This is a genomic window from Vibrio sp. OPT24 (assembly GCF_015163545.1).
GTDB classification, from domain to species: domain Bacteria; phylum Pseudomonadota; class Gammaproteobacteria; order Enterobacterales; family Vibrionaceae; genus Vibrio; species Vibrio cyclitrophicus.
Genome location: NZ_JADDYI010000053.1, coordinates 1239788 through 1263941 on the forward strand (window position 1 = coordinate 1239788; position 24154 = coordinate 1263941).

The 24154-nt window shown below is 44.7% G+C and carries 15 protein-coding genes; 12 read left to right on the plus strand and 3 right to left on the minus strand.

Annotated elements, in window-relative coordinates; all coding sequences use genetic code 11:
* Window positions 1–106 precede the first annotated feature (106 nt).
* Together lldD and IQO02_RS19170 are read right to left on the minus strand one after the other, a co-directional pair.
* Entirely contained in the window at window positions 107–1246 is a 1140-nt protein-coding gene (gene lldD, locus IQO02_RS19165) for an FMN-dependent L-lactate dehydrogenase LldD (RefSeq protein ID WP_010432610.1), read from the minus strand.
* Between the two features lie 205 nt (window positions 1247–1451).
* Entirely contained in the window at window positions 1452–3143 is a 1692-nt protein-coding gene (locus IQO02_RS19170) for an L-lactate permease (protein WP_010432612.1), read from the minus strand.
* 247 nt (window positions 3144–3390) lie between these two features.
* On the opposite strand from IQO02_RS19170, the gene IQO02_RS19175 reads away from it, so the two are divergent.
* From IQO02_RS19175 to IQO02_RS19225, 11 genes are all read left to right on the plus strand, one after another.
* Window positions 3391–4308, plus strand: a complete 918-nt coding sequence (locus IQO02_RS19175) for a LysR family transcriptional regulator (protein ID WP_016766934.1) — start codon at window positions 3391–3393, stop codon at window positions 4306–4308.
* Window positions 4309–4319: 11 nt separating this feature from the next.
* Window positions 4320–6380, plus strand: coding sequence for a prolyl oligopeptidase family serine peptidase (locus IQO02_RS19180; RefSeq protein WP_016792730.1), 2061 nt, complete (start codon window positions 4320–4322; stop codon window positions 6378–6380).
* A gap of 374 nt (window positions 6381–6754) precedes the next feature.
* Window positions 6755–8038, plus strand: a complete 1284-nt coding sequence (locus tag IQO02_RS19185; RefSeq protein ID WP_010432626.1) for a carbohydrate porin — start codon at window positions 6755–6757, stop codon at window positions 8036–8038.
* A gap of 229 nt (window positions 8039–8267) precedes the next feature.
* Window positions 8268–10286 carry a methyl-accepting chemotaxis protein gene (locus IQO02_RS19190; protein WP_016799917.1) on the plus strand — a complete coding sequence of 673 codons (2019 nt, stop codon included), beginning with the start codon at window positions 8268–8270 and terminating at the stop codon, window positions 10284–10286.
* 434 nt (window positions 10287–10720) lie between these two features.
* Window positions 10721–11728: a LacI family DNA-binding transcriptional regulator gene (locus IQO02_RS19195; protein ID WP_010432632.1), complete on the plus strand. Its 1008-nt coding sequence runs from the start codon at window positions 10721–10723 to the stop codon at window positions 11726–11728.
* Between the two features lie 18 nt (window positions 11729–11746).
* Window positions 11747–12994 carry an ABC transporter substrate-binding protein gene (locus IQO02_RS19200; protein ID WP_010432635.1) on the plus strand — a complete coding sequence of 416 codons (1248 nt, stop codon included), beginning with the start codon at window positions 11747–11749 and terminating at the stop codon, window positions 12992–12994.
* A 67-nt stretch (window positions 12995–13061) separates the two neighbouring features.
* Complete coding sequence (locus IQO02_RS19205) at window positions 13062–14048, plus strand: carbohydrate ABC transporter permease (protein WP_010432637.1); 987 nt, start codon at window positions 13062–13064, stop codon at window positions 14046–14048.
* Window positions 14049–14094: 46 nt separating this feature from the next.
* Window positions 14095–14943, plus strand: coding sequence for a carbohydrate ABC transporter permease (locus tag IQO02_RS19210; RefSeq protein ID WP_016766938.1), 849 nt, complete (start codon window positions 14095–14097; stop codon window positions 14941–14943).
* 17 nt (window positions 14944–14960) lie between these two features.
* Window positions 14961–16310, plus strand: coding sequence for a GH1 family beta-glucosidase (locus tag IQO02_RS19215; RefSeq protein ID WP_065612553.1), 1350 nt, complete (start codon window positions 14961–14963; stop codon window positions 16308–16310).
* On the plus strand, window positions 16310–17401 hold the full coding sequence (locus IQO02_RS19220; protein ID WP_010432646.1) for an ABC transporter ATP-binding protein: 1092 nt from the start codon (window positions 16310–16312) through the stop codon (window positions 17399–17401). The genes IQO02_RS19215 and IQO02_RS19220 overlap by 1 nt, the downstream gene beginning before the upstream one ends.
* Before the next feature lie 124 nt (window positions 17402–17525).
* Window positions 17526–19940: a GH36-type glycosyl hydrolase domain-containing protein gene (locus IQO02_RS19225; protein WP_065612552.1), complete on the plus strand. Its 2415-nt coding sequence runs from the start codon at window positions 17526–17528 to the stop codon at window positions 19938–19940.
* A 73-nt stretch (window positions 19941–20013) separates the two neighbouring features.
* Here the strand turns inward: IQO02_RS19225 and IQO02_RS19230 are convergent, their stop codons facing one another.
* Window positions 20014–20961 (minus strand): aldose 1-epimerase, encoded by a 948-nt coding sequence (locus IQO02_RS19230; protein WP_065612551.1) that lies wholly within the window; start codon window positions 20959–20961, stop codon window positions 20014–20016.
* A 65-nt stretch (window positions 20962–21026) separates the two neighbouring features.
* Here IQO02_RS19230 and IQO02_RS19235 point away from each other — a divergent pair, with 65 nt between their 5' ends.
* Window positions 21027–24101, plus strand: a complete 3075-nt coding sequence (locus tag IQO02_RS19235) for a GH116 family glycosyl hydrolase (protein WP_065612550.1) — start codon at window positions 21027–21029, stop codon at window positions 24099–24101.
* Window positions 24102–24154: the final 53 nt, after the last annotated feature.

Sequence of the window (24154 nt, forward strand, 5' to 3'; positions counted from 1 at the left end):
TTTTTAAACGGTGTCACAACGGCAGTGGAATTGCTGTGACACCGATTGAACTTCAGTCGAAGTAGACCAAAGCATTAGTTTGAATCTAAATCAGAATCGTGGCGGCTTAATCTAGCCCTACCAATGATTCACGGGTTAAGTCTTTGATTGTCTTAGCGCCAGTTAGAGTCATCGCAACACGCATCTCTTTGTCGTACAGGTCGAGTAGGTTCTCAACGCCTGCTTGTCCTTGTGCTGCTAATGCGTAGACGAAAGAACGGCCAAGTAGGGTGCAGTCTGCGCCCATCGCCATCATACGAACTACATCTAAGCCAGTACGAATACCAGAATCGACCAAAATCTTAGTGTCGCCTTTTACTGCATCTGCAATTGCAGGTAATGCTTTAGCACTTGATAGAACGCCATCAAGCTGACGACCACCGTGGTTTGAAACTACGATACCGTCTGCGCCAAATCTCACGGCGTCTTTTGCATCTTCTTCATCAAGAATGCCTTTGATGACCATCGGGCCGTCCCAGAAGTCACGGATCCACTCTAGGTCTTTCCATGAAATAGATGGGTCGAAGTTGTCACCCAACCAACCGATGTAGTCTTCCAGTTTAGTTGGAGAACCTCGGTAAGTAGAGATATTGCCAAGGTCGTGCGGTTTACCTAACAGGCCAACATCAACGGCCCAGCTAGGATGACGCATAGATTGAAATACGCGGCGTATTGCTGCATTTGGGCCACTCATTCCTGAGTGCATGTCACGGTAGCGAGCGCCGGGTACAGGCATGTCTACCGTAAAGACCAGTGTTGTCACGCCAGCCGCTTTTGCACGTTCCAATACGTTCTTCATGAAGCCGCGATCTTTTAACACGTAAAGCTGGAACCACATTGGGCGTTCAATCTTAGGTGCGACTTCTTCGATTGGGCATACCGATACGGTCGACATCGTAAAAGGGATGCCCTTGTTGTCGGCTGCTTTTGCTGCTTGGACTTCGCCACGTCGTGCGTACATACCCGTTAGGCCAACCGGAGCTAATGCAATCGGCATCGCCAGCTTTTCGCCGAACAATTCGGTTTCTAAATTTAGGTCCGACATGTCATTAAGTACACGCTGCTTGAGCGCGATCTCTGCAAGATCGGCCGTGTTGCGGCGTAGGGTATGTTCTCCGTAAGAACCGCCGTCAATGTAGTGAAAAAGAAACGGTGGTAATTTTGCTTTTGCTGCGGCGCGGTAATCAGTCGATGCGGATATGATCATAATTTCAGTCCTAAATTCTTGGGATGTTGCCCTTCTGTGAGAGCTTGGCTTGGGCTGCTTGTTATTCTTGATAAAGTGGCGTTAATACCCGAGGGTGTTGATGTGTTTTAGTATCCATTCCGAAACTCATCAACTGTCTTATTAGACGGTGTTGCAGTCGGGGAATTGAGTATTAACGCCAAGTGCTTTTGTAACGACTTATGGTTTACATAAGTGCGTCTGTCATTTTGAAGCCGTAGATAACCACTAGGCCGATGATTCCTGTCATTACTAAGTAGTAGAACGTTGGGATGATAGTCTTACGTAGTGTTGCGCCTTCGCGTCCTAACAAGCCTACGGTTGCCGATGCGGCTACCACGTTGTGAATCGCAATCATGTTACCTGCTGCAGCACCAACGGCTTGCAGAGCAACAACCACAGCACTAGAGATAGACAGTGTTTGTGCTACTTCGAATTGGAACTGGCTGAACATCATGTTTGAAACGGTGTTCGAACCTGCAATGAAGGCACCTAACGCACCAACTGTTGCGCTTAACGCTGGGAATGCGCCGCCAACTAGGTCAGCTGCAAAGTTTGCAGTGGTTACTGGCATACTTGCTAAATCAGCGCCGTTAACACCAGAGTTAATGAAGATACGCACCATTGGGATGGTGAACACCAGTACAAAGCCTGCGCCAATCAGAGTCTTGCTCGACTCACCAAAAGCTTTAGCTAGTGGTGTTGTGCTGCGTGATTGCATGAGAACAGCAACCAGTGCGACGAATACCAAGATACCGCCAGGTAGATACAGAGGTTGAATCGCAGTGCTTACGCCTGTCTCGCCTAGGATGTTGCTGAACGAAAGGCTAACGCTCTTAAGCAGGCCTTTGAACTCAGGGCTCACACGGCTAGCAACTAGAGTGACAGCGAGCAGCACGTAAGGTGCCCATGCCATCGCCATGCTCATCTTTTTATGATCTTTGTTGTCGTCTAAATCGATCTTCAAAGAACCTAGCCATTCTGCTGGCCATTTATCTTCGCTTTCAAAATCCCATTTTGATTTAGGTACTAGGAAGCCACGTTTTGCTGCCGTTACAACAATTGCAAGGCCAACCAAACCACCAATTAGTGATGGGAATTCAGCGCCAAGGAAAACACCTGTTAATGCGTAAGGAATGGTGAAAGCGGCACCTGCGAACAGTGCGAACGGTAGGATATCAAGACCTTCAGTCCAGCTCTTGTTCTTACCGAAGAAGCGAGTCAGCATCATCGCCATCAATACAGGAATCATCACACCAACGCAGGCGTGGATGATCGCTACACTTGACGTAATTTGCTGTAGATAAGCGTCCCATGTTGAACCATTTGCAATCAGGCTTTCACCAATGTTGTGCGTATCCAAACCTTTGTTTACGCCAACAATGATAGGTGTACCAACCGCGCCGAATGATACTGGCGTAGATTGAATCATCATACCCATCAGTACCGCGGCTAATGCTGGGAAGCCGATGGCAACCAACAATGGAGCGGCGATTGCAGCGGGTGTACCGAAGCCAGATGCACCTTCAATGAATGAACCAAAACACCAAGCGATGATGATCGCTTGTACACGACGGTCTGCTGATATGTCAGTAAAGCCGTTACGGATGGTGGTGATAGCTCCGGTGTGTTTCAAAGTGTTTAATAAGAAGATGGCGCCAAACACAATCCAGAGAACCGACACGGTTATGCCGAAGCCTTGGAATACTGAAGCTAAGACGCGAGTGCTAGACATATCCCAAGCAAATAGGGCGATAGCAACGGTTAATGCAAATGCCACTGGCATCGCTTTTTTTGCTGGCCAGTTAAGGCCAACCAGCAGAATAGCTGCAACAACTATTGGCGAAAAGGCCAATAGAGCTAGTAGGGTTTCACTCATGGGTACTTCCTCGTACTTGTTTTCAAACGTTCATGTTTGAAGTGAATAACACGTTATTAGTTTTGTAGGTGTAATCTGAATCTCGAGGATTCAGTTGTTGTAATTAGAGTCGCTTTATTTGTAATCGATGTGATTGCAAAAGCTGTTTTTGTAATTGTTTTGTTAATTTGGCGTGAATTTACCCCTTTATTTTTTATTGATATAGGGAAATAATGAAAATAATTAATTCCAAAATTGGCATAATCAGATGCGAGCAGACGATTTGATCCTGTTTTCACAGGTCGTAGAATTGGGCAGTTTTAGTAAGGTTGCAGAGCAAAATAACCTTACAAATTCGGTAGTTAGTAAAAGAATTGCACGTTTGGAAGAAGAGATTGGCGTGCAATTATTGTATCGAACCACGCGTAAATTGACGCTTACCGAGGCAGGTAAGGCAATGCTACATAGCGCCAAAAATGTGAAGCAGGCGGCTCAAGAGGCTATGGACGCAGTTTCAGGCTTTGGTGAAAATGTCAGTGGTCATATCAAAATGTCAGTGCCTACTATCTCGGGGGATTTGATTCTTGCAGACGCTGTTGCCGAGTTTTGTAATATGCACCCAGGTTTAACGGTCGATATGTCTCTAAACAATCGCTTTGTCGATTTGGTTGAGGATGGTCTCGACTTGGTCATTCGAACCGGTTATTTGGAAGATTCCAGTTTAATTGCTCGTCATATCCTTGATTCGCAATGGGTGGTGTGTGCTTCTCCATCTTATATCGCCAAAAACGGTAAGCCGATGCAGCCCAAAGATTTGGTGGATCACAACTGCCTGCAATACGCTTATCAAACAACGGGCGCTAGTGAGTGGCAATTTCTACATAGTAAAGATGGCTTTACTGATAACGACAAATACATAGTGCGTGTTTCAGGCTCTTTTTCTACCGATAACGCGACAGCACTGCGTAAAGCCGCGTTGGGCGGTCATGGTGTTGCGTACGTGCCGCGTTGTCTGGTGTATCACGATATTAGAAATGGGCAGTTGGTGGATATCTTTCCAGATTTAGTTGGCAAGAAGCTCGGTATCTATGCGGTGTACCCCTTTACGCGCCAGCCACCGAACAAGATTAAGTTATTGATTGAACACATCAGAACACGTTACCTGACGATTTCACATTATTTTTAATAAGGATCACGATGAGCTATTTAAAAGAGTATCAATATCCAATCACCAACAAACAGATCGTCAGCGATGACTATTTTAGCCAGATAATCGAAGACCCGTATCGTTGGTTAGAAGACGACAGAAGTGATGAAACCGCCCAATGGGTGGAGAGTCAAAATGAAATCACGTTCGATTACCTTGCTCAAATTCCGTATCGCGCTGAATTGCGAGAAAGGCTGGCGAAAGCGCAAGACTATAAAAAGAGCTCGCAGCCGTTTGTACGAGGAGATTACACCTACTTCTATAAGAACGATGGCTTGCAGAATCACAGTATTCTCTATCGTCAGAAAGAAGGTCAGCCGATGGAAGTATTCCTAGATCCGAACACTTTCTCGGAAGATGGCACTACATCTCTGGGTTCGGTGTCGTTTTCTAAAGATTACAGCCTAGTGGCATACAGCATTTCAGAGGGTGGTAGTGACTGGCGTAAGATCTTTGTGATTGATACTGAGACTAAAAAGCAGCTTGAAGCCGAAATCACAGACGCTAAATTTACCGGTATTTCTTGGTTGGGTAATCGTGGCTTTTATTACTCTAGCTACGATAAACCAGACGGTAGTCAGCTTTCAGCTCGTACTGATCAACATAAGCTGTATTTTCATGAATTGGGTACCGAGCAAGCCAGCGACAAAGTGATTTTTGGTGAAAATAGTACTGAGCAACATCGCTATGTTTCGGGTTACACCACCGAAGACGACCGCTATTTGATCATTCTAGGGCAAGAGTCGACGTCGGGAAATCGCCTGTTCTATATCGATTTAAACTCACAGGAACAATCACTGAACACGCTGATTGATCATGTTGATAGCGACACTTACCTCATAGATAATCGAGATGAAGTCTTTATTCTGTATACCAATCTCGATGCGCCGAACGGCAAGGTGGTGAGCTTTGATAATCGCAGTAAACAGTGGCTTGATATCATTTCCGAAAAACCACAACCATTAGATATCAGCGCAGGTGGCGGTTACTTATTTGCACATTACATGGTGGATGTGGTGTCTAAGATTGAGCAGTTGGATTACCAAGGAAACATCGTTCGTGAAATCCACTTACCAGGTCTCGGAACGACCAGCGGCTTAGGTGGAAAAAAAGAGCAAACTCAGCTTTATTACACCTTTACCAACTATGTAACGCCGCCAACGATTTTCTCTTTTGATGTTGAATCAGGCAGCTCTGAAATCTACCAAAGCTCTGAGTCTCCGTTTGAATCGGACAAGTTTGAGTCTAAACAAGTCTTCTATACCTCGAAGGATGGCACTCAGGTACCTATGCTTATCTCTTATAAAAAGGGATTAGTGTTAGATGGTAATAATCCAACTATGTTGTACGCCTATGGCGGCTTTAACGTGAGCCTAACGCCTTCTTTCTCGGGTACGGTGGGCAGTTGGTTGGAATTGGGAGGTGTGTATGCAGTGCCGAACTTACGTGGTGGTGGCGAATACGGCAAGGCGTGGCACAAAGCTGGCACTCAGCAGCAAAAGCAGAATGTGTTTGACGACTTCATTGCCGCAGCCGAGTTCTTAATCGCAGAAAAGTACACCAGCCGCGACAAGCTGGCGATTCGCGGCGGTTCTAACGGTGGTTTGCTGGTGGGTGCTTGTATGACACAAAGGCCTGAGCTTTTCCAAGTGGCTCTGCCTGCTGTTGGGGTGCTAGATATGCTGCGTTACCACACCTTCACGTCTGGTGAAGGCTGGGCGTACGACTACGGTACATCAGCGCAAAACAAAGAGATGTTTGAATACTTGCTTGGTTACTCACCCGTTCACAATGTAGTACATGGCACAGACTATCCAGCGACTCTGGTGACGACCGCAGATCACGACGACCGCGTAGTACCAGCGCACTCTTATAAGTTTATTGCTGAATTGCAAGATAAGCATAAAGGCAGTGCGCCCGTCATGATTCGTATTGATGTCAATGCAGGCCATGGTGCCGGAATGCCGTTGAGTAAAGCGATCGATCTCACTACTGATATTTATGCATTTACTCTGTTCAATATGGGGATAGAGTCCATAGATTCACTTTAGCGAATACTTGATCTTAGATAATTAGGTATTTGACTCAGACCAAAAGCCCTCAAAATCTACCTTAGATTTTGAGGGCTTTCATATATATGAAAATCAATCAAAATTGCACCCTGTTCTTGTCTCTTTACCACACCCTTTTTCGTGATAGTGGCCACCATTACTGATGAAATGAAAGCGATTTCAAGCTGTATTATTGCGAATTTCTACGTCTATCTACCTGATTGTAAATAGATAACTATATCTGGTGATAACTCTAAAAGTTTCATGGCATTTGGGCTGATTTATCAGTGTGAACAGCAACTAACTTTTCAACGCTTTCATTGCTTAATATTTCCCTGTTCGATGAAAACTCAAAAAAATAATAGGGAAATAAAATGCAAAAATTTAAGCTTTTGCCAATAACAGTCGCAGTGGCGGCATCGCTTGCTTCACTCTCTTCTTTTGCTGCTGATACTGATATCGAAGCATTAGAAAAACGAATTCAAGAGTTAGAATCTAAGGTTGTAGAAATTGATTATGTGAACGATCAACAGCCAGCAGTTTTGACTCCAGACACGAAAGTGCCAGAAGGGATTGTATTCTCTGGTTACGCTCGTTACGGCGCACATTACTCGGATGGAGACAATCGCTATGTTGAAGTTGGTAGCTCAGGCCGCTCTCTTGGTCGTTTAGGTAACGAAGCCAACGGCGGTGAGTTTCAATTAGGAAAAATTTTCCAAGCAGATAGCGGTGCGAAGTGGGACGTAGTGCTCATGCTTGATGATTGGAACAACGATCAGTGGGGTTCTTCTGGCGGCGTAAACTTGAAGAAAATGTACGCTGGTGTCACTAATTTCGTTGAGAGCCAACCTGAGCTATACGCATGGGCTGGTCGTGATTTCCATCAGCGTCCACAACAAGGTTTGAACGATTACTTCTGGATGTCTCACGATGGTCAAGGTGCGGGCTTTAACAACTTAAACCTTGGTGGCATTAAGCTAGACATGGGTTTTGTTGGTGCGGTTGATAGCGAAGACGGTGCTCTAGGTAATGATTCAGGCCGTTATGGTATTACGTCGAAACTTCACGGCATCAATGCTGGTATTGGCAACCTAGATTTGTATGCTAACTATGGTTTCGCGTCTGAAGAAGCCGATACTATCGGGAATAAAGTAAGCGATGAAAATGCATGGCAAATCGGTGCAACTCTTGGCTTAGGTGATTCCAACAAGTTAGTTGCTAAATACGCTGACGGTGCTGATAACTCAGTATTTGAGTTAGCGGGCGATAAGCAAGTTATCTATGTAAGTTTAGAAGGTAACTACGCAACGAGCGATCAATTCATTATTGATTACCTTATATCGTACAAAGATATCTCTGGTGACGATGCAACAGAGCAGAGCGAATACGCTGGTATAGTTCGTCCACAGTATCAATGGGATGACACGCATTCTACATGGTTAGAAGCGGGCTACGCGATGGAAGATCGTGATGATGGTTCTGAGAAAAACGGTTGGAAAGTCACGCTATCTCAAAACGTATCACTTGGTGGTCTACCTTGGAGTCGTCCAATGCTACGTTTCTACACAACAGTGGGTGATGTGGAGACTAAAGGCACAACTGAAACGGTTACTGCAGATACACTTGCATTCGGTGCAATGTTTGAAGCTTGGTGGTAATCACAAGCTAGAAACAGCAGCTCTTTGAATTAGGCATATTTTCAAAGAGCGATGCTTTCAAATATCCATGCTTATTAAGAGCATACGTTGAAATACCTATGCTTTTAAAGAGTAAGTAATACTGTCCATTTTAGCCCTAAAGGCAGATTGATTAGGGCACGTTTCAATTAACTCCATTCTTGGGCACATTTTTGTGCCCTTTTTTTCGCCACTAGCTCAAGGAATAACTATGAGACTTTCTTCCATTGTGTCTCGAGTTTATCTGGGTTTTTTTGTACTGATCGCAATTATGTTAGCCTCTGCGTGGCTAAGTATCAGTAGCAATAAGAACATCACAACTCGAATTGAAAATATCACACAGCAAGCCACTCCACTAATGCTTCAATCGTCGGCACTTACTATTGGATTCTTGGACATTAATCGCAGCACGATTCCCTATTTATCCGCCAATTACATTGATGAACTCGAGCCATTAAAGCAAACCATTTTGAATAATATCAATCTGTATCAGCAGCAATTAAATTGGTTTGAAGGCAAGGACGCAGCCGGTTCACCAATTGAATCCATGCTCAATAAAATTAATGAAACGGGAGAGTCTACGTTCGAGAAGATCGAACAAGTTTTGAATCTCTATGTATCGTATTTGGATGGCAAAGACCTTGGCTCGATGAAACAAGAGCAATTCCAGTCTGTCGTGGGGCAGCTTAATAACAGCTTAGTGAATCAATTAGCGAGTGCGGATTCGGAGAACACGCAAAAAGCAGTCGAAGCCTTGTTGGTGCAATTGAGTTTGATTGCCGCAGAAGCAAATGAGGCCTTTTCGCTGCAAACCTCATCTGAGGTTCGTAGTATCGAACGCCGTCTGCACAGTCGTAAAGAACGATTTGAAGAAGCGGTCACTGACCTAGAGGCATTAAATCCAGTTTTGATGCGACGTAGCAAACAGTCTTTGTTGTTACTCGCTTTGCATGCCTTTTCTGAGCAAGGCTCAGTTGCAACCCACATGGAGACTGTAAAAAGACATGAGGTTATCGCGCAACAAAGAGTGGATATAGAACAGCTAATTGACGTTCAGTTAGCTCATTTCGATGAGCTTTCTATGTACGCGGAAAACACCGCGACACGTTTATATCAAGAGTCGATAGATTCGTCTAATCAGGCGCTTTTGATGCAATTCATCATCTCGGCATCATCGGTTTTCGTTGCTATGTTGATCGGGTTGAACATTGCCAAAGGGATCCGTAAGCCAAGTAAACTTGTGCAAAGTGCTTTAGACCAAGTCGCCAATAAGGATCTGAGCTCTAGGGTTGAGTATCGATCAAGCAATGAATTTGGTTCAGTCAGTGACAAAGTTAATTTGGTGATTAGCCATCTAGCTCAAATGATTGAGAACATGCGTAATTCGTCGATGCATTTACAGCAAGCTTCCTTGGAGAACCAAAGCACTAGTCGTTCACTGCGTGAAGCGATGCAAGACCAGACCAATCAAACTGTGATGGTGGCAACTGCGATGGAGCAAATTGAGTGTTCTGTAACGGAAATAACCCAAGCGGCCAATCAAACTTTAACCCTAGTGACCGAAGCGGTGTCCAGTTCAAGTGATGGTCAAAAGACCATGGATAAAAGCGTTGAGATGATGAGTGGTTTAGAAAGTCAACTGGCTGAATCGACAGTGACTATTGCTCAGCTGGAAAAAGAGAGTGCTAGCATTGGTTCGATTCTCGATGTGATATCGGGGATATCAGAGCAAACGAATCTATTGGCACTTAACGCGGCCATTGAAGCGGCACGAGCAGGAGAGCAAGGAAGAGGCTTTTCTGTGGTTGCCGATGAAGTTCGAGTATTGGCTGCGAAAACCAACGCATCGACTCAAGAGATTCACCATAAAATTGAACAACTGCAAACCAGTTCTAAGCTAGCCGTTGAACAAATCAATCAATGTGTGGTGGGTATGGTTCAATGCGTAGCACAAACTGGGGAGGTCAACCACTCAATCTCTAAGGTGTTTGGTCTTCTCAATGAAGTCGAACAAAGAAGCCATCAGATCGCTACCGCGACCACAGAACATCAGGTTGTGGCTTCTCAAGTCACGCAAAATATCAGTCAGATACATATGTTGGCAGAAGAGAACTCCGAGCGATCTCAGGTACTTTTCTCACATGGCCAACAGCTTGAAGTGATGTCTCAAGAGCAATTCTCGTTAACGCAGGAATTTAAGTTAGCGGAGCATCCAAGTCACAAGGATTAGTCACAACATCGAGTTTATCGGAGATTTCGCGCCCAGCCTTATGCTGGGCTTTTTGTCTCTGGGTACGTGAATTACAGAAGGAGTGAAATGTTCTCATACAATTTCGTATTGCCCTTGAAACAATAAGGTCAATTTTGTTCCGTATATTACCGTCTGCTGTGGGGGCTGCACCAAATAGTGCTTTCAAAAAAAGGGGGACCTAGACGGATTTTTTGAGTTTACGCATTAATAATAGAACAGCGTTCTTATTGCTTTAGCCATAATCTCATGAAACAGTTTCATGGTATGAAGGGAATCTGTAAGCGCTTTCATGATTTCCATAACTGGCCTTTTTAGCGCCGGGTTTAGTGTGATGACACTCACTTCAACTAAAACGTATTTTCTTAATAATCGTTTTGTAAGCGGTTACAAGCTAATGAAGTATCGAGGTTCGAGTGGCGACAATTAAACACGTATCAGAACATGCAGGTGTGTCTCAGGCGACAGTGTCTAGGGTTATCAATGGCACCAGTAGAGTGAGTCATGACAAGAAGCTAAAGGTTGAAAAAGCGATCAAAGAGTTGGGGTATCGTCCGAACTCCATCGCTCAAGCCTTGGCTTCAAGTCGTACAGGTAGTGTTGGTGTTGTTGTTCCAGAACTTGGCGGTTCGTTCTATTCAGGCATTTTGCATTGTATAGAAGAGAACTTACGCCGCTTTGGTTACCACGCTGTCGTCACGGCGGGTTCTAACACTGAGCAAGGGCAGCGCGAGTCTGTAGAGTTTTTATTGGGGCGTCGAGTTGATGCTTTGATTCTTCATACTCAACTGCTGAGTGATGACTATTTAATTGAATTGGAAGAACAGGGGACCCCTGTGGTTTTGATTAACCGCTTCATCCCAGAAATGGCGATGAGTTGCATAGACATTGATAACGAAGTCGGGGGGCTACTCGCTACTCAATATCTTTTGCAAAAGGGACATACAGATATCGCGTGTATTACCGGGCCTTTAGATAAAGCAGATGCTAGGGGGCGTTTGCAAGGTTATCGAAAGGCTTTGGAAGAAGCGGGTGTGCCATACGATGAAGCTTTGGTCTCAGAGGCGGGGTTTACCGAAGAGACTGGTATCAGCGCTATGAAGAAGTTGATCAACCGCAAGTGTCGGTTCACGGCCGTATTTGCTTCAAACGATCACATGGCATTTGGCGCATTCGAAGTCTTACATCAGGAGGGATTGTCTGTTCCGAAGGACGTCTCACTGGTGGGCTTTGATAACACCATCTTCGCGCGTTATCTGACCCCTAGTTTGACCACCATTAACTTCCCCATTGAAGAGATGAGCATTGAAGCAGTGCAGCTCACTCTACAAAAGCTAAAAAAAATAAAACATGACGTGAACTTTAAATTGCTGCCGACGTTGGTCACTAGAAACTCGGTATTGGATTTACCAGTTACCCTATAAAAACATTAAGGATAGAACATGAAATTTAAGACCTTAGCGCTTTCATGCGCGGTTGCTTTAGGATTAGGTACAACAGCTGTGAATGCCGCTGACAAAGAAATTCGTTTTGACGGTTTCCCTGATTTTGATAGCAGCCTAAAGGTATTGCTGCCTGATTTCGAAAAGGAAACGGGTATCAAAGTCGATTACCTAATGAATAACCATGGTGACCACCACACTAAGTTAACCACAAACTTAGCAACCGGCTCTGGAGCGGGTGACGTGATCGTAGTGGATGTAGAAAAAATCGGTCCATTCGTTGGCTCTGGCGGCCTAGTTAACCTGTCTGAAAACTACGGTGCAGATAAGTACGAAGAACGATTCGCACCTTACGCATGGGCACAAGGCAAAGGCGCTGATGGCAACATGTACGGCATTCCGGTCGACCTTGGCCCTGGTGTGATGTACTACCGCACTGACGTATTTGAAAAAGCGGGTATTGATGTAGAAGAAGCAATCAAAGATTGGGATTCATACATTGCTGCTGGTGAAAAGCTGAAAGAGCAAAATGTACAACTGATTGCTTCAGCGGCTGATGTAGCACAAGCGATTATCTTCACGACCGTTCCTGAAGGTGAAGGTCTTTACTTCGATAAAGATGGCAACCCAGTTGTGACATCAGAACGTTTCGTTCACGCTTTTGAAGTAGCGAAAGAGATTCGCGACAAAGGCTTAGACGGTCGTATTCTGGCTTGGTCTAACGAATGGTACGAAGGCTTCCGCAACGGCACGTTTGCAACTCAACTTTCTGGCGCTTGGCTTCTTGGTCACCTAAATAACTGGATTGCTCCTGAAACTAAAGGTAAGTGGGCAGTAGAAAACCTACCTGATGGCATCTACGGCAGCTGGGGTGGTTCATTCCTTTCTATTCCAACGCAATCAGAGAATCCTGATGAAGCGTGGGCTCTTATTAAATACATGACGACTGAGCGCGAAGTTCAGCTTAAGCACTTCGAAACGATTGCTGCTTTCCCGGCGAACGTAACGACATATGACGATGAATTGTTCCAAGAAGAAGTGGAGTTCCTAGGCGGACAAAAAGCTCGTCTTATCTTTGCTGAAGTCGCACAGAATATTAAGCCAGTATCTCCAGCGCAAGGCGATCACGTTGCACGTTCTATTATTTTAGAGAACGCATTGATGGAAGTACTTGATGAAGGTAAAGACATCGAAACAGCGCTTAAAGAGGCTGAGCGTCTAATCAAACGTCGTACCCGTAATCTTTAATTTGTTCTTTTTTTAAGTAAGTGAGGAAGCGTGGATAACGCGCTTCCTTTTCTAAGAGGTCGTTACTATGAATCATACAGCGAGCACAACGATAGAACCTTCGGAGCAAAGCTTTTTTTCTCGCCTAAATTTGAAAGCGCTTTCACCGTATGGATTTCTTCTGCCGTTTCTGATCATTTTTTCTGTATTTGGGATCTTCCCGCTGTTGTTCTCTGTTTATCTGTCGTTCCACGAGTGGAACCCGGTAAGAGGCATGGATGCGATGGAGTTCGTTGGTTTTGAGAACTATCACATTGCATTGACTGACCCATGGTTATGGCGTTCGTTGAAGAACACATTGTGGCTAGCGGTTACGTCAGGTGTGGCTCAACACTTGGTTGCAATTCCAGTGGCTTACATGCTGGTTTCAATGGGTGACCGTATGCGTCACTGGCTAACATCGGCGTACTTTCTTCCGTTCATTACATCAACGGTCGCAGCGTCACTGATTTTCTTCAACATGTACTCTCCTAACTCAGGAATAATCAACCAAACGCTAATGGCTCTCGCCGATAGCACACTGTTTGGCTGGGCATTCGCTTGGGTTAACGATTTCCAACCAATCCGCTGGCTAGACGATGCCACTATGGTGAAACCGTCAATCGCAATCATGGTGTTTTGGAAATACACAGGTTTTAACATTGTTCTGTACACCACAGGTTTGATGACGATTCCGAAAGACATTTTAGAAGCAGCTCGTATGGATGGCGCTAATGCTTTCCGCCGCTTCTGGAATATCTCACTGCCTATGATTCGTCCGTTTATCTTCTTCGCTATCACAATGACCATCATCGGCAACTTGCAGATGTTTGAAGAACCGTTCGTTTTAACACGTGGTACGGGTGGTACAGGTCAATCTGGTTTAACCATTTCGATGTACCTCTACAAAGTGGGTTGGGAATGGTTAGAAATGGGTACAGCGTCAGCAATCTCTTGGCTGCTATTCGCTCTCATCGCAACGTGTACCTTGGTTCAATTTATATTCTTCGGTAAGAAAGGCTTAGGGGAACATTAATATGTCGACATCAATTAAGACAAATACCTCACCACTAAGTGGCCTAATGCCAAGCGAACGCAGCATGTACATCATGACTAAGATCTTGATGGTTATGCTCGGCATATTACTGGTTGTGTCAGCGATTATTACGGTATTCCCGTTCGTGTGGTCAGCCTTGCTTTCAACACGTGACCGTTCAGAAATTTTTGGCTCGGGCATCAGTTTTGCCATTGGCGATAGCTTAGCGGTTAACTACGCAAAACTGCTGGAAATCATGCCGTTCTGGAAGGCGATGTTTAACTCTATTTACGTGGCCTTCCTAGGCACAACTATCTCGCTGCTGTTCTGTAGCATGGGTGGTTACGCGTTTGCAGTGTTTAAGTTCCGCGGAAAAAACGTGCTGTTTGGCATGTTGGTTGGCTCGATGGCGATTCCGCCGGTGCTTAGCTTGATTCCATACTTCATGATCGTGAAATTTCTAGGGTTGCTAGATAACCACATGGCGGTGTGGCTACCGTTCACTACCACACCATTTGGTATCTTTCTGATGCGTCAGCACGTGATTGCATCGATTCCTAAAGAGTTGTTAGAAGCGGCGAAGTTAGATGGTGCTGGTGAATTTAGAACGTACTGGAGTGTGGTGCTCCCGTTGATGAAGCCTGCACTCGCAACATTGGCTATCGTTCAGTTCGTTTTCTTCTGGAACATGTTTATGCAGCCTCTCGTGGTGCTCAACAACCCAGATAACTATGTTATTACGCAAGCACTTCGAAGTGTTCAAGGTATTCCGAATACGCCATGGGGCGCGGTAATGCTAGGCACCACAATTTCTATTTTACCGCTCGTGATTACTTACTTGTTCGCATCAAAACAGATGATCAGTGGGTTAACGTCCGGCGCAGTTAAAGGTTAGGTTTAAGGGTTATAACAATGAATAAATTTCAACTTCCAAGTGATTCAAAGTTACGCAGTAAGGAATTTGTATTCGGTGTCGCGACATCTTCATACCAAATTGAAGGCGGCGTAGCAGAGGGCGGTCGCACACCGTCTATCTGGGACACGTTCTGCAAAAAGCCGGGTAAGGTTGATAACGGAGACAATGGTGACGTGGCGTGTGATCACTACCATTTGTGGAAACAAGACATCGAGATGATACAAGGCTTAGGCGTTGATGCTTACCGTCTCTCTATTGCATGGCCGCGCATCCTGCCGCAAGACGGTGTAGTGAATCAGCAAGGTCTAGAGTTTTACGAGCAAATTATTGATGAGTGCCATGCTCGTGGAATGAAGGTGTATGTGACGCTGTATCACTGGGATCTTCCGCAATACCTTGAAGATAAGGGTGGCTGGCTAAACCGAGAAACGTCTTACAAATTCGCAGAATACGCAGAAGCCGTAAGTGACTATTTTGGTAACAAAATTGACGTTTACACTACGCTGAACGAACCGTTTGTCTCTGCATTCCTTGGTTACCGCTGGGGCGAACACGCGCCAGGTATCAAGGGTGAAAAAGAGGGCTACTTAGCGTCTCACCATCTAATGTTGGCACATGGTCTGGCAATGCCGATTCTTAGAAAGAATGCACCTCACGCTAAGCATGGTGTGGTATTCAATGCGACACCAGCTTACCCATTAATGCCGCAAGACCAAGGTGCTGCGGATTATTGTGAAGCGGAAAACTTTCACTGGTTTATTGACCCAGTATTGAAAGGTGAATACCCACAGTTAGTGGTTGAACGCCAAGCGATGAACATGCCGATGATTTTAGAAGGCGATCTCGACATCATCAGTGCACCAGTGGATTACATCGGTATCAACTACTACACACGCAACGTCGCTCGTTTCAATGAAAACGGTGATATTGAGTCTGTAAAACAAACCGATGCTGAGCACACCTATATTGGTTGGGAAATCAACCCGCAAGGTTTAACCGATTTATTGATAAGACTGGATGATCGTTACGAAAATATGCCGCCTATCTACATCACAGAGAACGGCGCAGCAGGTAACGACGAATGTGTTAACGGACAAGTGATGGATGAGCAACGAGTTCGTTATTTCCAAGGTCATATCGAAGCGGTGCATAACGCAGTAGAAGCGGGCGTGCGAGTCGATGGTTACTTCGCCTGGAGCCTAATGGACAACTTTGAATGGGCGTTCGGCTACTGCCAACGTTTCGGCATTATCCACGTTGATTACCAAACCCAAAAAAGAACATTAAAACAGAGTGCTATCGCATACCAAAATATGCTTCTAGAGCGCGCTGAGGAGAACAAGTAATGGCTAAAGTTGAATTTAAGAACATCAAAAAATCATTTGGCGACGTTGAAGTTGTAAAAGAGTTTGACTTTACGGTTGAAGACGGTGAATTCGTTGTTTTCCTTGGCCCATCTGGCTGTGGTAAATCGACTACGCTACGTATGCTTGCTGGCCTAGAGAGCATCAGCTCTGGCGACATCGTCGTTGGCGGTAAGCTGATGAATAAAGTCGACGCGAAAGATCGTGACTTAGCGATGGTATTCCAAAGCTACGCGCTTTACCCACACATGACGGTTTATGAGAACATCGCCTTTGCACTAAAACTGAAAGGCATGCCGAAAGCAGAAATCGACGTAGAAGTACTGAAAGCAGCAAAAATGCTTGAACTTGATCCGTTACTGAGCCGTAAGCCGAAAGAGCTTTCTGGTGGTCAACGTCAGCGTGTTGCGATGGGCCGTGCGATGGTTCGTACGCCTAAGGTTTTCTTGTTTGATGAGCCGTTATCTAACCTTGATGCAAAACTGCGTGGCGTGATGCGTGAAGAGATCAAACACCTACATCGTGAACTAAAAACCACAACGATCTACGTAACCCATGATCAGATCGAAGCAATGACGCTGGCCGATCGCATTGTGATTTTAAAAGATGGTTATGTGGCACAAGTCGGTACGCCAACTGAGGTGTTCCAACGCCCTGCTAACAAGTTTGTCGCGCAATTCATTGGTAACCCATCAATGAATATGCTGGAAGCGAAATTGACTGAAACAGAAGGTGAGTACTTCGTAGAACTTGGCGATGTAAAAATTCCACTGCCTGAGCGATTCAAATCTTTGGCGTCGAAAAACCTAGCGCTGCATTTTGGTGTTCGTCCAACAGACATTCACCTACGTGCTGAGCAAGTGGACCACGATCGCGTACTGCCATTCCCTGTGAAAATAAAAGACAAGGAATTACTGGGCGCAAGCATTCTTCTGAAAACAGAAATCGGCGGTCAACCGTTAATGGTTGAAACTCAAGCGGCTGAAGTAGACGTGAAAGAACTGACACTTTACTTGGACTTGGATGCATTCCACCTGTTTGACGCGCTAAGCGAAAACTCGCTAGCGAGCTAGTTCGTTAAATAAAGCGAGTTCGAGACAACAGATTCAAATGGTTCAGTCAGCCATCGAGCTGATATCAACCAACTTACGACAAATTGTTTGGCCCTTCCTGATTTGGGAGGGGCTGGGGATAGTGATGATGAAATTCGGATATTTTGACGATAAAAACAAAGAATACGTAGCAACCACACCGTGTACACCGATCAAATGGTGTAACTATGTGGGCACATTAGATTTCGGTGGCATTGTAGATAGCAACGGCGGCGTGTTGTTGTGTAAAGGCGATCCGGCACTCAACCGCATCACCAAGTACATTGCTCAACTGCCAAACTCAGATTTCAAAGGCTCGACCTTATACCTTAAGGTGCGTGATGAAGCAGGGAATGTAGAAGTGTTTTCTCCTTTTTACACACCAACTCTGAAGCCATTGGATAAGTTTGAAAACCATACGGGTTTGTCTTACACCACCATTATTGCGGAAGCATTCGGTGTGCGCTGTGAAGCGACCTTCTTTGTGCCAAAGTCTGACCAAGTACTGTTGCAAGACATCAAAGTCACCAACATTTCAGACAAAGCGCTGCACGTTGATGTGGTACCCGTGTATGAGTTCACTCACTTTGATGCACTTAAGCAACTATTAAACGCAGACTGGGTTCCACAAACTATGACGCTTAAAGCGCATCAGCAAGAGTCGGGTCATACCGTGCTTGAGCAATACGCTTTCATGAAGCGTGATTACGCGGTTAACCTTATGACAGCGGATCGCCCTGCGACTTCTTTTGACGGTGATCGCCAGTCGTTTTTAGGCAATTTGGGATACGGTACATGGGCAGCGCCAGAAGCGCTAAACAATGATGAACTGGGTAATACTGAGTGCTTGCGTGGCGATAACATTGGCGCACTAAATCTGCGCTTGGGTTGGTTATCACCAGAGCAGACAGAACGTACGATTGTACAAATCGCGCAAGAACAGAGCCTAGAAGCTGCACTGCCTCTATTGGCTAAATATCGTGACCATCAAGTGGTCGATTCTGCTTTCGCTGAACTGGCTGAACATTGGGATGGTTACCTACAAGCGGTTCAGGTTGAAACGCCAGACCCAGCAATGAACTCAATGCTTAACGTACATAACCCACGTCAGTGCCACACAACCAAGAACTGGTCTCGTTACCTGTCTCTGTATCAGCTTGGCTATGGCGCTCGTGGTATCGGTTTCCGTGACTCTTCTCAAGATACTTTGGGTGTGATTACTCACATGCCAGAAGAGGCGCGTGAGTTCATTGAGCGTCTCTTGTCTGTTCAGAATACTAACGGTTCTGCGATGCATCAGTTCTTCCCATCAACGATGGAAGCGAACGCGGGTGACTCTCGTGAAGAGGAAGACCGTCCTGATTACTACGGCGATGATCACCTGTGGATCATCTACGCGGTCACTCAATATGTGAAAGAAACGGGTAATGCAGACTTCTTGAATAAAGAGATCCCGTTCTATCAAAAAGATAAAGCGGGCAACCCAGTTGAAACGGGAACGGTTTGGAACCACCTGTGCCGCGCGATTGAATTTACCTACACCAATACCGGCGAGCACGGTCTACCGCTATTGGGTTTTGCTGACTGGAATGACACGGTGAACCTGCCAACGGGTGCTGAATCGATGATGGTGGCGAACATGTACGGCAAAGCACTGCTCGACATGTTGGATTTGTGTGAGTTGCGTGGTGAAGCACAATTGACAGTTAAGTTTAAAGATCAGTACCAACAGATGCAGAGTACAGTCAATGAGTGCGGCTGGGATGGTGAATGGTTTGTTCGTTACTTTGATGAGCAAGGTTTGCCAATCGGCTCTCATAAAAATGAGCAAGGGCAGATTTACACCAACGGTCAAAGCTGGCCTGTGATTTCTGGTTTCGCGACTCAAGAGCGTGCAACGCAAGCGCTAGATTCTGTTTACAGCAAGCTGAACACGGCCAATGGTATCAAGCTTTCAACTCCTGGTTACAACGGTTTTGATCCACAGCTAGGTGGCGTATCAACGTATCCACCCGGCGCTAAAGAGAATGGTGGTATTTTCTTACATTCAAACCCTTGGGTAATGATCGCAGAAGCGAAAATGGGCAACGGCGAACGTGCGTATGAGTACTATCGTCAAATCAACCCAGCTTCTAAGAACGACGACATTGACACCTTTGAATCTGAGCCTTACTGCTATCCTCAAAACATCTTGGGTGACGAACATAAACAGTTCGGTCTAGGCCGTAATGCTTGGCTTTCTGGTACTTCATCTTGGACCTACGTTGCTGGTACGCAATGGATTCTGGGTGTCCGTCCTGAAGTAGATGGTTTGCTGGTGGACCCTTGTATTCCGTCTGAGTGGCCTGAATTCAAAGTGCGTCGTCAGTTCCGTGGCGCGACATACCATATTCATGTCTCTAACCCGAATAACGTGTGTAAGGGTGTGGTTGAAATGAAGGTCAATGGTGACCTGATTTCAGGTAACAAGGCGCCAGTGTTTACATCTGGTGAGCACACCATCGAGGTGATTTTAGGCTAACAAAGAGAAGGGCGCTTTATGCGCCCTTTATTGGTTTTTGGTTTCTCTTTAGTGTCGCTTTATTTTTGTTGCATCACTGTGGTTGATAGCTAGCTTGGCATTGCCAAGTAAAGGTTTGAGATTGATTCGGGCTAAGCGTCAATAGGCCAATCAGGTTATTGAAGGAATCAGCTGGGCAAGTCATTGGTTCTATTGCAATACTTTGCTCGCTAGTCGGCGTGTACAACTGAACGAATGGGTAGCTCGCATTTTGTTGGTAACGAATAGCGGCAGACGAATCTGAGAGTGTCAAAGTAAGTTGGTTGGTTGCAGCCGCTTCAAATTCAAAGCAGTGGTTCAGGCTTTGATTAGTTAGGGCGTTATTCAGAGATGAACGGTCAAAAGCACGCTTTTCACCATTTGGCAGGTCGTTCTCGTGTATGACCTCAGTACAAGGTGACATAGTGAGTTCACACTGTTCTAACTCAGTACCGAGCGAGAAATAAGGGTGCCAAGCATCACCGAACGGGAATGTAGAATCACCAAGGTTAGAAACAGTTGTTGAAGACGTGAGTCTACCCTTGATGTCGACAGTGAAGGTGACTTCAAGTTTGAAAGAAAACGGGAATCCTGGGTGCAAAGACGACGTTTGATATTGCAACGTCACACTGGCTGATTCTTCGTTGGTTACGCTGTTTGTGATTGAAAAAGGTTGGTTGTAAAGCAGGCCATGTACGGCGTGATCAGACCAAGGAAAGTTAGCCGGGAGTTGATGGTTTTGGTTATCGAAACTGTAACGTCCTAAGTTTAAACGGTTTGGAAAAGGGAATAATTTAGCACTACGGGAAAAGAACGGATATTGGTTGATCAGTTCATCATAATTCTGATAGCCACAAATAAAAGAGAATGGACTGTTATTTACGATATATTTATTAATAACAGCACCAAATCCGTTAATTATTTGAAGTTCTATTCCATGTTTGTGATTTATTAATGTGACAGAGTCAATATTTCCAAACTTTTCATTTATAATTTTAAACATGTTGATGTCTCCATTTTTTAAAAGATATTAACAAGAAAAATAAAATATTCAATGGTGGTTTTAACATGAAGAATAAAATTCCATATACAAGATATTCAGGAAATTCAGAACACCTGTGTAAAAAAGGGGATGCTGTAGAATTTATTCAACCTTGGTACACGCCGATTTCGACCACGCCAGAAAATACCGGAATGGCTGTGGGTGGTATTGGCAATACATTTACACTGACGCCTAACGGTAACACTCCAAATTTCAGTTTTATTCCTGGTATATTTGTTGATTGTTCAGAGCAAGATATTAATTTTAATGATTTTTATGCTTCTGTGATGAATGTGCCAACCATTGATACACTTCAAGTGTTGAACGAAAAAGAGTTGAGCGTTCATCTCAATTTTTATCCTGCTTTGTTCGATGGAAAGAAAATTGACAGTAAAGATATACCAAATGCGATTACCTTCATTCAAGCAGCATTAAAAAACGGTAATTTTTACCAAGAAAATAAAGATAATTTTATAAAGTGGAATGTTGAGCTATCGAATAAAACGAAGTTATTGATTGAATTAGATTCAACTTCTATTGTTTGTCAGATATATGTAGCGTTAGATTTCTTTAATGGTTTATTAATAAACTATACAGCTAAATCATTATCACTTACTGCAGGGGGTAATAATGAAACCGGTAGTGTTAATGGTAGAGATATAGAATATCAAGCTTTGTATCCATTGGCTGAATATAAATACAGTAGCTTCGATGATATTAATATAAAGCGTAAGGTTGTCTCTCCGATCGTTAAAGAGAACAAACGTCTTTGTTCTTTACCGATGCACTGGAATCACTTCGAATTAACCAATAATTCATCGCAAACACGCGTGATTACGCTTGCTCAGCCTCTACAAAACTTAATTGGCTCAACCTACCAAAAAGGTCGCGATGGCATTCAGGATTCTGCTTGTACCTTGTCTCAAAACCCAATTGCTCAGCAGCATCAAACGGTTAACTTAAAGGGTGAAAGTCACAGCTTTACAGGTGTTCAGTTGTCTAGCCAGTCACCTTATCAAAGTGATATTGAAGGTGAAGTGGTATTCGGTGTTCAAGCTGATAATCGCCTGACTGAATCTGGCAAGGTATCGGTGTCTGTGAAACCGACGTTTTATACATCTAAAACGACAAAACAAACCGAATTTGCACTGAAAACAGGCCGTACAAACACTGAGTTCCAAACAGGAATTTACACAGGGCGTGAAGCACTGAGCGCTTTGGTTGTGGTGCAGGTTGAGCTAGAAGCGGGAGAGTTTGTTGACCTGCGTTTTGCGCAAGTAATGGCACACAGCAAAGTTATGCTTAATGGTTGGCATTCAGAAAAAGCTTATACGCAATTCTACCCGCAAGCTAAGCCAGCTTTGCTAATGTTAGAGGATGTATTGCCAGAGCTAGAAGCGATTGAGCAACAGATCGTGAAGCAACAAACGGCTTTCCTAGAGCAAGCTCAAAGCAAGATATCACAGCCTGATTCTGCACTGCGCTATGCCACGATGGCGATGAATTCATTGTCCTTCTTAGCGGAATCGACAGTATGGGATAAAGAGGACAAGTTCTTAGTGAAAGAGTGTGTCGACTACCCATTCTTTAACTCTCTGGACGTGTATTTCTACGGCTCATTCTCGCTGCTTTACTTATTGCCTGAGCTTGATGGTTGTGTGATGAAAGAGTTCTCGAAAGCTATTTTAGCCGAAGATTTCACTCAGCGCCGCTACTGGGAATACGAAGCGACACCGAATGCTGAATTGATTGATGAAAAGTACCAAGGCGTACGTGCCATTCGAGGCGCAGTAATCCACGACTTGGGCAGCCCATTCGATATCCAGCCTGACGCCTACAGCTGGCATAATGTGAAAGAGTGGAAGGACTTAGCGCCGAAATACATTCTGATGGTGTATCGTCATTATCAAAATACTCAAGATCTGTCTGTGGTTAAAGAGTGCTGGCAAGCCGTGACTGAAAGCATCGAATTCTTATCGAATCTTGTTGCTGAAGGTGATGACTTACCGCTTACTCGTGGCACAGACGACACCTTTGACAACTTAGCATCTCACGGTATTTCTATTTACTGCGCGAGCCTTTGGGTAGCAGGACTTCAAGCGGCGAATGAGCTTGCTCTATTGATGGATGAGAATGAATTGGCTGCTGACTACTTAGCTCGTTCTAAGAAGGCCTTGGCCACTGTCGAGCAAAGCTTATGGGATGATAAAGAAGGTTACTACCATTTCTTCGTCACTCCGGTTCAAGCTAAGCATTTAACGGGACAAGGCTACCAAGTATTGGAAACCTTGGGGCTTGCGCTGACTGGCGATGCGATTGCCGATAAGAACATTCTGAATGATTATCTTAACCAAACAGATACTTCAATTGATGTTAGTAAGGTATGTCAAAGAGTCTCTAAGAAACGCTTACTGAGCGAAACAGCTCCTCAAGCCTTTACACAAGAGTATTTAAATTTAGTGCCAGATTCTGACAACAGTTTTGGTGATGCACTATTAGCCGACAGCTACTTAAAGCTCATCGGTTTAGAGGGCATTTTCCCAGAAGACAGAATACAACGAGCACTAGACTATGTTTATAAGCACAACTTTGAGATCAACAGCCCTAAGCTGGGTGTAGCAAATATGACGCTGGCCGATGGTTCCCCACATGAAGCTTTTCAGGCGCAAGATGTGTGGATTGGCGTTCAGTTTAGCGTAGCGACTGCGTTGAATTTGGCGGGTAAATCGCAGCAAGCGGAAACCTTGATGGATACCGTGTATACCGCGCTTTATGACTATTCAAAGATTCCTTTTGCTGCACCAGAAGGGTTCAATTGTTCAGTATCTATTGATGAGAAAGATCTGACAGAATCATTTGAATTGTCACAAAATGATGCGAATAGTTGGCTTGTGGCACTTAAATTTCAAAACTGTGTCCTATCTGACGGTCGAGTTAATCCGAGCCTGACTAAAGACACTGATAAGTTTGTTAGTATGCTGCAAGGAGAAATCTCGGTTGAACATGCTATCGTTCTTCATAAATGGTTATTGAGCACGGGGTTGAAATACACCGCAGGTCGCTACTTTAGACCGGGGATGATATTCGCCTACTTGTATTAACTTCACGACACGACTTTCAACCAAAGCAGTGGTATGCAGGTTGAAACGGGTGG